11 protein-coding genes and 3 pseudogenes are annotated in these 11939 nt (G+C 42.7%); 9 read left to right on the top strand and 5 right to left on the bottom strand.

Translation table 11 applies throughout. The annotated features are described in order from the left end of the window. On the bottom strand, positions 1–935 hold a 935-nt coding region (moeB, locus tag F6K53_RS33065), incomplete at its 3' end, for a molybdopterin-synthase adenylyltransferase MoeB (RefSeq protein ID WP_293083623.1). A 34-nt stretch (positions 936–969) separates the two neighbouring features. Continuing rightward, positions 970–1446 (bottom strand): M67 family metallopeptidase, encoded by a 477-nt coding sequence (locus F6K53_RS33060; protein ID WP_075896373.1) that lies wholly within the window; start codon positions 1444–1446, stop codon positions 970–972. Positions 1447–1708: 262 nt separating this feature from the next. On the opposite strand from F6K53_RS33060, the gene F6K53_RS33055 reads away from it, so the two are divergent. The 6 genes from F6K53_RS33055 to F6K53_RS33030 all read left to right on the top strand — a co-directional run bounded on the left by F6K53_RS33055 (position 1709) and on the right by F6K53_RS33030 (position 7470). Further along, a complete protein-coding gene (locus tag F6K53_RS33055) occupies positions 1709–2896 on the top strand; it encodes a hypothetical protein (RefSeq protein WP_293069496.1) in 1188 nt (395 codons plus the stop codon). 427 nt (positions 2897–3323) lie between these two features. Beyond that, the gene (locus F6K53_RS33050) at positions 3324–5027 is read left to right on the top strand and encodes an ABC-ATPase domain-containing protein (RefSeq protein WP_293069494.1); all 1704 of its coding nucleotides are present in this window, start codon (positions 3324–3326) and stop codon (positions 5025–5027) included. 55 nt (positions 5028–5082) lie between these two features. Further along, the gene (locus tag F6K53_RS33045; RefSeq protein ID WP_293069492.1) at positions 5083–5436 is read left to right on the top strand and encodes a DUF433 domain-containing protein; all 354 of its coding nucleotides are present in this window, start codon (positions 5083–5085) and stop codon (positions 5434–5436) included. Beyond that, positions 5411–5773 carry a DUF5615 family PIN-like protein gene (locus tag F6K53_RS33040; RefSeq protein WP_293066281.1) on the top strand — a complete coding sequence of 121 codons (363 nt, stop codon included), beginning with the start codon at positions 5411–5413 and terminating at the stop codon, positions 5771–5773. Before F6K53_RS33045 ends, F6K53_RS33040 begins: the two co-directional genes overlap by 26 nt. Before the next feature lie 104 nt (positions 5774–5877). Then, positions 5878–6738: an alpha/beta hydrolase gene (locus F6K53_RS33035; RefSeq protein ID WP_293083620.1), complete on the top strand. Its 861-nt coding sequence runs from the start codon at positions 5878–5880 to the stop codon at positions 6736–6738. A 399-nt stretch (positions 6739–7137) separates the two neighbouring features. Further along, on the top strand, positions 7138–7470 hold the full coding sequence (locus F6K53_RS33030; RefSeq protein WP_293021472.1) for a YccF domain-containing protein: 333 nt from the start codon (positions 7138–7140) through the stop codon (positions 7468–7470). Positions 7471–7629: 159 nt separating this feature from the next. Here F6K53_RS33030 and F6K53_RS33025 read toward each other — a convergent pair whose 3' ends face one another. Continuing rightward, complete coding sequence (locus F6K53_RS33025) at positions 7630–8838, bottom strand: NAD/NADP-dependent octopine/nopaline dehydrogenase family protein (protein ID WP_293069487.1); 1209 nt, start codon at positions 8836–8838, stop codon at positions 7630–7632. A gap of 206 nt (positions 8839–9044) precedes the next feature. On the opposite strand from F6K53_RS33025, the pseudogene F6K53_RS33020 reads away from it, so the two are divergent. Beyond that, positions 9045–9924 (top strand): annotated as a pseudogene (locus F6K53_RS33020) (IS982 family transposase). Positions 9925–10296: 372 nt separating this feature from the next. Here the strand turns inward: F6K53_RS33020 and F6K53_RS33015 are convergent. Further along, on the bottom strand, positions 10297–10506 hold the full coding sequence (locus F6K53_RS33015) for a hypothetical protein (RefSeq protein ID WP_293069485.1): 210 nt from the start codon (positions 10504–10506) through the stop codon (positions 10297–10299). Positions 10507–10650: 144 nt separating this feature from the next. Further along, positions 10651–10794: pseudogene (locus F6K53_RS46110) on the bottom strand (hypothetical protein); the annotation flags it as partial. Positions 10795–10829: 35 nt separating this feature from the next. Between F6K53_RS46110 and F6K53_RS33010 the strand changes: the two are divergent. Continuing rightward, positions 10830–11212: pseudogene (locus tag F6K53_RS33010) on the top strand (hypothetical protein). A gap of 16 nt (positions 11213–11228) precedes the next feature. Continuing rightward, on the top strand, positions 11229–11939 hold a 711-nt coding region (locus tag F6K53_RS33005), incomplete at its 3' end, for an alpha/beta hydrolase (RefSeq protein WP_366511381.1).

The following is an 11939-nucleotide window of genomic DNA, read 5'->3' as shown; positions in this document are numbered from 1 at the left end:
TCATACTCATGGGGATTGCGGACATCAATTAAAACAAAATCATCCGCACCACTATCCATGAGTTCCTTGAGCTCCTGGACATTCATCTCTTTGATATCCATCTGGCGTTTGGCTTCCTCTTCTTTAGCTTGGGGAATGCCACAGAATTGTTGATAGTCAATCAACTTCTCAATGACCGGTCGTTCTGGATTGAGTCCCAGTTTCAATTCCCGGAAAGTCATATTTAAAGAGTTGTATAGCAACAAACGTCCACTGAGGGTATCCCCCTTGCCTAAAATAATTTTGACCGTTTCCGTTGCTTGGATCACGCCAATAATTCCTGGCAGAATGCCCAAAACCCCTCCTTCTGCACAGGAAGGTACCATTCCTGGTGGTGGGGGCTCAGGGAACAAGTCGCGGTAGTTGGGACCACCTTCGTAATTAAACACTGTCGCCTGTCCCTCAAACCGGAAAATAGAGCCATAGACATTTGGCTTATTCAGAAGTACACACGCATCATTGACTAGGTAACGGGTGGGAAAGTTATCGGTACCATCGACGATAATGTCATAGGGTGCCATGATTTCCAAGGCATTCTCGGAATTCAGCAGGGTTTCGTAGAGGTCTACCTGACAGTGAGGGTTGATTTCTAGAATCCGCTCTTTGGCCGACTGAATTTTCGGTTTACCGACCCACGACGTCCCGTGAATTACCTGACGTTGGAGGTTAGAACTATCTACAACATCGAAATCGACTAGACCTAGGTTTCCAATTCCAGCAGCAGCAAGATAGAGCAATAGGGGTGAACCTAATCCACCACTACCTATACATAGGACACTGGCAGCTTTGAGGCGTTTTTGTCCATCTAACCCAACTTCTGGCAAAATCAGGTGTCGGGAGTAACGTTCGTATTCGTCTTTACTTAATTGGATTTCATCTAGATTGGGATTTAACATGGCATGTTGGGTTGGAAGCGGTAAGACTCAGCAGTTAACCTTTGATAATGATAGTTTCTTCTGGCTGGAACTGGTGGTGTTCATCCAGGCTCCAACTTCTGAAGTCACACGCTTTACCTTCCTCAACGGCAACAATAATATACGAGTATTGCTGCCAAGCGATCGCACGATCAAATTCTGAAGGTACCGCTGGGTGATCTGGATGAGAGTGATAGATCCCGATTATATCCAGATTGCGATCGCGTGCGTCTTTTTGTGCCCGCAGTAGCACCTCAGGTGCAATGCTAAATCGGCGCTGTCTGCTATAATCTCCCTGAGGTTTGCCCTCAACCGTAGCATAGGCATCAGCTGCTTCACTATCCCAGTTGTTCGGTGTGGGTAATACTTCAACCAGAGTTTTCACCTCACCCCGGTGCTTACCCAATAGTAAACCGCAGCACTCTTCAGGATAGGTGCTCTCTGCGTGGTTTTGAATTGCCAGTTGATGCTCAGTGTCCAGTTTTAAGCCCATACCGATTTAACTATCACCATGTCTTGATGCAACTCTTTTTTGTTCACAGTTGAGTCTATAGTATCGTCAACTGTCAACCGTTAACCAAAAATTATCAATTATCAAATTATCAATTATAATATCACTTGTAATAGGTAAAATATTGTCGGTTGTAATACGTATTAGTCTTCGGGGTTGGTCAAATTTCAATTAACAAGTCTCAATTCACCAGTCTCAATCGTCAAATTTCAATTAACAAGTCGTTAAGGCACCAGGATTTGATATGACTCCTAACCGCACTATAACAGCAAACAACGAAGAATATCGATTTTTTTTTCAGGAGAATGCTGCCAATATTTTTAAACACCATGACCTGGAAGTAATAGAGTCATTGCAACGTCGAAAAATTTCGATTAGCAACATTATACCATTGGAACAGGTTTACAAGATATCTGTAAAAATCGGTAAAAATATTCCCTTTAAGTCAGTAAAAAAATTAGCCTTACAACAAATGGAGGCAGTAGGGGAATTTCTCCAATATTTTCAAATAAGCATCCTCGGTCAACCCACCAGTATCTTCCAACTCCATGAGATTGAAATTAAAATAGATAAAATTTTTACCCCTGGCTTAACCTATGAGGCCGGGAAACTACTAATCTCTATTCCTGACTCTTCCTTACCGTTTCAGTCCCGTTACCTTAGCGATCAGGAGCTGAAAAATCAATGGAATAAGGGTAATCATCTCTCTAAAAAGTCTCTGTCTCGTAAAGCTTGGTGGTTATTAAATCCAATCGGAGAATTTCGGACTAACCTCAGAACAGTGCTATGGCAAGCTGCCCAAAAGCAAATTTTAGGTATTGACAAACTATTACTTAAGTTTGGCTTAATTGATAGATATGATAGCAGTGAGCAAAGCAGTGCTCAACCTAGCTTACTGTTCAACCAGAATACGCCACCACAAGACCAGGGGTTCAGAGAAGGTGCGATCGCATTGATCAAAAACTCTGTGAATGAAGAGAAGCTGGGAATAGACTTAGAAGTAGTACTTAAGGATCAAGATGAGGCTACCTTAGGGAAGCTGCTGGGATTATTTAGGCAAAACTTGGCAGACGCCGGTCAAATAGAAGAACTGATTGAAGCTGGTGCTTTAACCCTACAACAAGCCGTTTTCCATGAACAATCTGAAATTGATATTAAGATGTTTGGGTTTGTGAATGTCGGGAATTATCATCGCATTGATGTATCGCTGAATCTAAGTGCTGGTTACTTGAAAAAATATGTTGAATTGATTCCCAGAAAGGCTGTAATCAAAGCAATTCAATTTGGATTTGTTAACGTCTATACTATAGATGATATTACAGTAAATCCTAACTTTCATGGAGCAATTAAGCTCTATTGGGAAACCGCTGCTCTGGAAAAATCACTGCAAGAATTAAGTCTAGTTAATCTATCAGAGCAGTCAAGTCAGTAAATTTAAGCGGTCAGCATTCAGCGGTCAGCATTCAGCGGTCAGCGGTCAGCTTCGTGGCACAGGCTTCCAGCCTGTGACTTCACTAAGATTAAACAAATGGTTAGCTGTTTTATTCAAAAGCACCTCAAGTAGCCTGGGTGGCACAGGCTTCTAGCCTGTGAAGTAGCCCATAAGCTGATAGCTGTTCGCTTAGCGTGCGCGTAGCGCATTAGCTGATAGCTGATAGCTTAAGTCATTACTCAATAGTCATAAGGGTAGTCAACACTCAAAAGTCATCAATCCCTTGTTAATTGACAATTGGCTATACTAATCCGTGTAGGAATTGTGAGAATTTTTGTTCCCTTTTCCCTACTCCCTGTTCCCTGTTCCCTGTTCCCTTTGGTATAGTAACCATTGACAATTAACAAGCAATTTTCTGCTTGCAATTATGGCCACTAGCAATCAATTGGAGTCGTTACTCCTACAACTCGATGATCGCAGCTACAAATCCTACAGAGATATCAAGGGTAGCTATCAGTTTCCAGATTTCACTCTAGTCATTGACAGGGTTCAGGGAGACCCCTTTGCCTCTCCTAGCCAAGTGCGCGTGTACTTACCCCAGTCAGTGGCTGGTTTCCCCAGTGAGCTGTATCGCACTGACAGCCGAGCCATCGCCCTAGAGGATTATCTAACTCGCTCATTTGATTGGGTAGCTCGGGAAATGAGCTGTCGGCGGGGTACCGGGAATAGTGGCTTGATTGCCATTACCCGTGTCGGGCAATCAGTACTGGAGCGCACCTCCGCTTTGGTGAGTGATGAAGGGGTAGAAATCCGGTTTGTGGTAGGATTACCAGCTCGTGGTCGTCGGATTTCTGGGCGTCAGGCCGCAGAAATGCTATGCCAAGATATCCCTGATATTATAGAGCAATCCATCAAGTATGAAGTCCTCGATCCAGCTGCTATTAAGCATCATGTAGAAACAGTGGAAGATGCCGATTGGTTGCGTCAACAGCTGGCAAGTCATGAATTAGTTGCTTTTATTCCTAACGGTGCCATTTTGCCACGGTCGAGTGGGGTGGATGACAAACCATTACAAGAGGATGCGATCGCATTTCAATCTCCCCAGACACTTCAAGTAGCATTCACTTGTCCCAATCGAGGATTAATTACCGGTATGGGAATCCCAGAAGGGATCACCTTGATTGTAGGAGGTGGCTATCATGGCAAATCCACAGTGCTCAAAGCCATTGAATTAGGCGTTTACAATCATATTCCTGGAGATGGACGGGAATTAGTAGTCACCAATCCCACCGCTGTCAAGATTCGTGCTGAAGATGGTCGGGGGATTTCTGGTGTAGATATTTCCCCATTTATTAATCAATTACCTCAAGGTCGCTCTACTGAAAAATTTTCCACCACCAATGCTAGTGGTAGCACCTCCCAGGCCGCAAATATTATCGAAGCACTGGAGGCCGGTACCAAGTTACTGTTGGTAGACGAAGACACAGCAGCAACTAACTTTATGATTCGCGATCGCCGTATGCAGGAGCTGATTGCTAAAGATAAAGAACCGATTACACCATTTATTGATAAAGTCCAACAGCTCTATACCGAGTATGGTGTTTCTACTATTTTAGTCATGGGAGGCAGTGGAGATTACTTTGATGTAGCCGATACCGTCATTGCCATGGAAAACTTCCAACCCCAGGATGTCACCGAAAAGGCTCAGTTAATTGCCGAAAAATACTTTACCGAACGCACCGCTGAAGGCGGGAAACACTTTGGCACTATTACCCCACGGGTACCATTAGCCGATGGGATTGACCCCAGTCGTGGACGCAAAGCCGTAAAATTGAAAGTCCGAGATGTAGATGAAGTAGGGTTTGGTGCAGAAAATATTGATTTATCTGCTGTTGAGCAGATTGTAGAAGTAGGTCAGTTAAGAGGGATTTCCAAAGCTCTTGTTTATGCTAAAGAGAAGTATATCGATGAACGATTGACCCTATCCGAAATTTTGGATCTGGTGATGAAAGATATTGAGGAAGAAGGATTGGATGTACTAACGTTCCTTCCTGAAGGGGATTTAGTCCAATTCCGCCCCTTGGAATTAGCAGCAGCGCTGAATCGATTGCGAACCCTGTCAGTGCTTTGAGGATAATTCGGATCAACAGTGCTTTTAAAATTAGCAATTACCAATTCTTGAAATAATGAAAATAGAAGACTATTTTGATTTTATGGCTCCTGATGATATTCGCATCAAAGGAACGCGAGTGGGCATTGAAAATGTGCTGTATGAGTACATTTATCGTAATCGTACTCCCGAAGAAATTCTTAACTGTTTTTACACCATTACCTTGGAGCAAGTTTATGCCACAATTCTTTACTACTTAAACAACAAAGAAGTTGTCAGCCAATATATTTCTGACTGGCTGGAATGGAGTCATCAGCAACAAAAAGCTCAAGAACTCAACCCTCCTCCAGGTATAGTTAGATTACGAAAATTAAAAGCGGAACAAGAAGCCAAGAATAAAACCTATGAGTCTGAATTATCTGCTGGATGAAAATGTAAATCCAGTCTATCAGATTCAACTACGTCGGCAAGCACCTGATTTAGTTGTTAGAGCTGTTGGAGATCCAGCCACTCCACCAAAAGGTACACAAGACCCTGAAATTCTATGCTGGTGTGAGGACTATGACTTCGTATTGGTAACTAATAACCGCAAGTCAATGCCTGTACACTTAGCAGATCACTTAACTGAAGGTAGACATGTACCAGGAATTTTTATTCTAAGTCCAAAGTTAAATATCGGTGAAACTATTCAACAGCTAATCTTTATAGCTGAGGCATCATTTGAAAATGAATACCAAGACCAAATTGTTCATTTGACAATGATATAAACTGATTAAATAGCGTTGGTTCATTAAGGTAAGGTTTTGCCCTCCTAGCTCCCCAAGATTAATCCAAGATCACAGTACCATGGCTTAACGGCAATCATCCCATCATGCCCATACGTCAAACCTTAGACTTACCAGACATCCAACTGTCTTACCTACAATGGAACCAAGGCCAAACTCCCTTGTTACTCTTACATGGCTTAGCGGACCATGGCCTAGTGTGGTCTAGCCTCGGGGATTACCTGGCTCAAAAGTATCATATTGTTGCTCCAGATCTGCGCGGTCATGGGGAAAGTAGCAAGCCGGATCAAGGCTATACCTTTGATGATCACATCGCCGATTTAGAAGCGTTAATGGATCACCTAGGATGGTCTAGTGCTGATATCCTCGGTCACTCCTGGACTGGTAAATTAGTTCCAATCTGGGCTAAGCAAAATCCATCCCGATTGCGCAGCCTAATTTTGGTGGATCCCTTTTTCATCGGCAAAATTCCGATGTGGTTTAAGGTTCTGTTTCCCCTACTCTTCCGTGTGTTGCCTTTTGTAAAAGCTATGGGCCCCTTTGTCAGTTATGAGCAAGCGGAAGCACAAGCTAAACAATTAAAACAATACCGGGGTTGGAGTCCCTTTCAGCAAAATGTCTTTCAAGCCAGCATTGAACCTAAACCTGATGGCAGTTGGGGCAGTAAATTTGTGGTTCAGGCGAGAAATGAGATTTTTGAAGACGTGATGCGCGTAGCAGGACTAACGGAAATCATTGCTATTCCTACGGTATTGATAGTACCAGAAAAAGGTCTTAATCGCTCGGATTGGCAGCTACAACCCTATAAAACTTATCTCAAAAATCTAACTATTCGTCAAGTTCCTGGCAATCATTGGCCATTTTTAGTAGAGCCGGAAGAGTTTAATCGGGCTGTAGAGCTGTTTTTGGAAGAGCAACAGCAAAAGCCCTCTGACTTTGAGGGATGACTTGTTGCTGTCAGCTTTTTGCTCTGATGTTTCAGGATTAAACCATTCAATTTTATGTAAGCATTCAGCAGTCAGCAGTCAGCGGTCAGCTTATTTTATTCAAAAGCACCGATTAGTAGCGTGGCACAGGCTTCGACGCTGGCACTTTCCCCATAAACACCTCAATTAGTATGGGCGAGAGCGCATTAGCTGATAGCTGTTCGCGTAGCACCTCAAGTAGCGCTTAAGCTGATAGCTGTTGGCGTAGCACCTCAAGTAGCGCATATGCTTACAATTTTATTACCCCTACTCCCTACTCCCTACTCCCTACTCCCTACTCCCTACTCCCTAGGAAAAAGTAATTCACCCAATTTAGCTGGTATAATTAAGTAGTACCAAGGGGATTAATAAAGGAGAGTCATGAGCCTTTTAGGAAACATTATCTGGTTAATCTTTGGCGGTTTAGTGGTTGGTACCGGTTACATTATCGGTGGATTAGGGATTTGTCTGACTATTATTGGCATCCCCTTTGGAATACAGGCTATCAAGCTGGGCATCGCTACTCTGGCACCATTTGGCAGAACAATTGAGGAAACGTCAGACGCTGGTAGCCTCCTCAATATGATTTTTAACATTATCTGGCTGCTCGTCTTTGGCTGGGAGATTGCCGTTGCTCATTTGGTCTCATACCAAATCCGCTTGCCAAAACCCCTTTATAAAAATCGACCAAATCTTTTTATGCTAGGAATTTAGGGCTATGCAGATAAGGGGGGTATGGGAACAGGATTTGGTATCAGACGTTTTTGGGCAAACTCGGACAAGTTTTTGGACATTCAGTCTAGCTTATTTAAATGCGATTACCCTGCCCTAAAACCTAGATATTTGTACCTCACCAGTTAGAGAATTGCTAGATTACCAATCAAGTCCTAAAATTTCTGGTAAAGTAGTTAACCCGTATCGCTGCGGACAGCGAGTTTCTCCTATATCTTTGCCAATCAACTCAGAGCCTATTAAATACTCTTTTCTTAACTTATTTTGACACCAAGACAATACTAAATCGATATAAGGAGTTTTGACCCCAGCAATTGCTGCAATACCACGAATAACCACTAAACCAAAAGGAATATCTTCTGTCAAATAGCGGTGATTAAAGTTGGGAAGATAAGTCCCATTCGGCATTTGTAGCATGGGGTGTACAATCCCGTTATAAGCACCATTGGTTAGAAAAACAGTATGTATATTTGTTTTATCGGCAATATATTCACTGTAATGATTCATATCCCAATCATAAACGAAAATCACTTCAGACAAATCTATTTGGGGATATTCTTGGCCAATCTGACGACTAATAGTAAGGATTTCTTCACTAAGTTTACCTAGAAGTTCTGCTGTATACTCATCTATACCATGATAGAATAACGGTTTGTAATCTAAAGGTTGCCCATCCCAATTTTTCCAACGCCCATAGATAATAGGAGGATGACTATAGGCATTCGGAGAAACTAAGGTCATTCCCAATAAATGACCTGAGATAATAAGTTTTGGTAGATTCCCTAAAAGTTTTTGTAACTCTACAATAAATTTAGGTATCCTAGCATTAGAAGGATTGCCTTGTAATGCTCCTAATAATTGTGTTTTGATACTCATAATCTCTACCGATTTGCCAAATTCGCGATTGCCACAAACCCAAGGTAGGGATTCAAAATTGATAACAATACAAGAATTTAATTTTCTTCTTAGAGCATACCTAACATCAAACTCAAAGCCATTTTGCCCGGGCATACCAATAAGTATACAGCCTTCTTCAATGTAGGGAAATAGCAGTTTTAGGTACTTTAAGTGTAGGAAAGCTGGAAGTACAAAAATAATTATGTCACTGTTACAGGCTGCCTGAGCAGGATCGTCAGTAACCAAAAAAGGTTGAGACTGTAATTTAGACCAGTCTTTATTTTTTTCTTCACGGAAGGTAACAGTTAATGAGTGATTGTTCAAGTGTTCGTTCCAACGTTGGACTTTATTTGAATCATTAATAAAAACCCGAACATTCACATTGGATTTTTGAGAAAAAATCCCGGCTAAAGCATGAGCACCGCTACCGGCACCACAAATTAAAATTTGCATATCTCAAGTTTCTATCTCAGGGTAAACGCATCTTATACCAAATCCGGTTGCCATACCCCCTTAATAAATTAACGTCAGTACGGGATAAGAAAAAAGCTGAAGTCCTTGCCTAGTGAGGCTTGAACCCGATTTACTTCCCCCAGGAATAGGAAAAGGAGGGGGATAATACTGAAAATTCCCAAAAAATGATTCAGCACCCCCTTCCTATGACTAGTCTAGAAGAACTCTTTTGCCAGATCGATGATTTTTGCCAAAGCTTTGAACCTCGATGGCAGGCAACGCTTTTAGGCAAGGGCTTGAAGCATCGTCAACGTCGTCGTTCCTTAAGTTTGAGTGAAGTGATGACCATTCTGGTGAGCTTCCACCAACAGTCCTATCGCAATTTCAAGCATTTTTATGAGAAACACGTCTGTCTGTATTGGCAATCGGCATTTCCGGGACTGCCAAGCTATCAACGGTTTGTTGATTGGATCCCTTCGAGCTTAATGCCTTTGTGCGTCTATCTGAAGCAGTGCTTTGGGACTTACAGTGGCATTAGCTTCATTGATTCCACCAGCTTGAAGGTGTGTCACAATCGCCGCATTCGGGGGCATCGCGTATTCGAGGGACTGGCGGCACGGGGCAAAACTTCAGTGGATTGGTTCTTTGGTTTCAAGCTCCATGTGGTCGTCAATGAGTATGGTGAGTTACTCAATTTCACCCTGACCCCCGGTAATACCGATGACCGTAAACCCGTTCGAGCTCTGCTCCAAGATGGCTTTGGCAAAGTTTTTGCCGACCGAGGCTATGTCTCCAAAAAACTAGCCAAACAATTGTTTGAAGACTTTGGCATTACCTTTTTTGCCAAACCCAAGCGCTTTCATGTTGAATCAGTTGATGCGGTTAACCGACAAACTGCTTTCTCGCAAGCGTTCCATTATTGAAACGATTATTGACCAATTTAAGAACATCTCTCAAATTGAGCATTCTCGACATCGCAGCCCCATCAATTTCCTGGTCAATGTCGTCTGTGGGTTGATTGCTTATTGCCATCAGTCCAAGAAGCCTTCTCTCCTGATTGACTGGGCTTTACCACCTGCTGCTTAACCCGTACTGACGTTAAATTAAAGAAACTCTAGCCAATGATAATCAGTCAAATTTCTAATTTCTTCTTTGATTCCACTGAGAATATTACAACGGGAAACCAAAGTTTTTTCCATTCTCTTGGTGCGCATTCCCTAGGTCGGGAAACCCGACCGGGGTCGCACCGCTTCATCAATGGTTTCAAAGTGCTCATTGACCAAGGGCTCATCTACGTGCACACCATAGTCTTTCGGCTGGTTGTAACTCTGGGGAGTAAGCTGGTAAGTATTCCACCATCATGCCTGAGGGAAGATTAACTGTCTTGATGCAATAGCGAGTGGGGGAAACCCCCTGTTCCCTTGCTGCATCGCTTTTTTACTGCGATGCCATCCCGCATTATCTTCTATCAATAAAACTTTTTTTTTCAGAAATACCAGCATCAACGGCAAAGTTTTGATACACTAGATTCAACCATAATGTGTTGACTCTAGGGATTAGATACCACAAAGTTTCTCCAGTTTTTAGTTTGACAAATCCATAGACATATAACCATTCATAGCGATGGCTAACTATTGCCGTTGGTCTTTCCCCTATGGGACTCCACACTTTCCTTAAAATTGGTTTTAATCCCACTCTATGTTCATCGAAAAACCAGACATCTAGATCAGCCAGGGGATATTTTTGTTCTATTTTTTTGACCTTTAAAGGTAAAGTTTGTTTAAATTTTTCTTGTTCATCTTCATCTGCTTTCCTATGTTTGGGTCTGGGACTCTGATCGGAGTATTTGAGCTTTTTTAGGTCAGGACTTACGCACAGACTCCATGGGTAGGGTGGGCAAGGTTTTGCCCACCCTACAGGTAGCTGATGAAAATAGAAGACTATGTCTTGATGCAATAGCGAGTGGGGGAAACCCCCTGTTCCCTTGCTGCATCGCTTTTGATTTTATTGCTCCTGATGATATTCGCATCAAAGGAACGCGAGTAGGCATTGAGAATGTTCTGTATGAGTACATTTATCGTAATCGTACTCCAGAAGAAATTCTTAACTGTGTCTTGATGCAATAGCGAGTGGGGGAAACCCCCTGTTCCCTTGCTGCATCGCTTTTTACACCATTACCTTGGAACAAGTTTATGGCACAATTCTTTACTACTTAAACAACAAAGAAGTTGTCAGCGAATATATCTCTGACTGGCTGGAATGGAGTCATCAGCAACACAAAGCTCAAGAACTCAACCCTCCTCCAGGGATAGTTCGATTACGAAAATTAAAAGCGGAACAAGAAGCGAAGAATAAAGCCTATACTATGACTTAAGCGCAATCATCCCATCATGCCCATACGTCAAACCTTAGACTTACCAGACATCCAACTGTCTTACCTAGAATGGAACCAAGGCCAAACTCCCTTGTTACTCTTACATGGCTTAGCGGACCATGGCCTAGTGTGGTCTAGCCTCGGGGATTACCTTGCCCCAAAGTATCATATTGTTGCTCCAGATCTGCGCGGTCATGGGGAAAGTAGCAAGCCGGATCAAGGCTATACCTTTGATGATCACATCGCCGATTTAGAAGCGTTAATGGATCACCTAGGATGGTCTAGTGCTGATATCCTCGGTCACTCCTGGACTGGTAAATTAGTTCCAATCTGGGCTAAGCAAAATCCATCCCGATTGCGCAGCCTAATTTTGGTGGATCCCTTTTTCATCGGCAAAATTCCGATGTGGTTTAAGGTTCTGTTTCCCCTACTCTTCCGTGTGTTGCCTTTTGTAAAAGCTATGGGCCCCTTTGTCAGTTATGAGCAAGCGGAAGCACAAGCTAAACAATTAAAACAATACCGGGGTTGGAGTCCCTTTCAGCAAAATGTCTTTCAAGCCAGCATTGAACCTAAACCTGATGGCAGTTGGGGCAGTAAATTTGTGGTTCAGGCGAGAAATGAGATTTTTGAAGACGTGATGCGCGTAGCAGGACTAACGGAAATCATTGCTATTCCTACGGTATTGATAGTACCAGAAAAAGGTCTTAATCGCTCGGATTGGCAGCTA

It is taken from the genome of Moorena sp. SIO4A1 (assembly GCF_010672065.1).
Taxonomy (GTDB): Bacteria; Cyanobacteriota; Cyanobacteriia; order Cyanobacteriales; family Coleofasciculaceae; genus Moorena.
The sequence above is the reverse complement of the archived record's forward strand: the minus strand, read 5'-3'. Positions and strand labels throughout refer to the sequence as shown.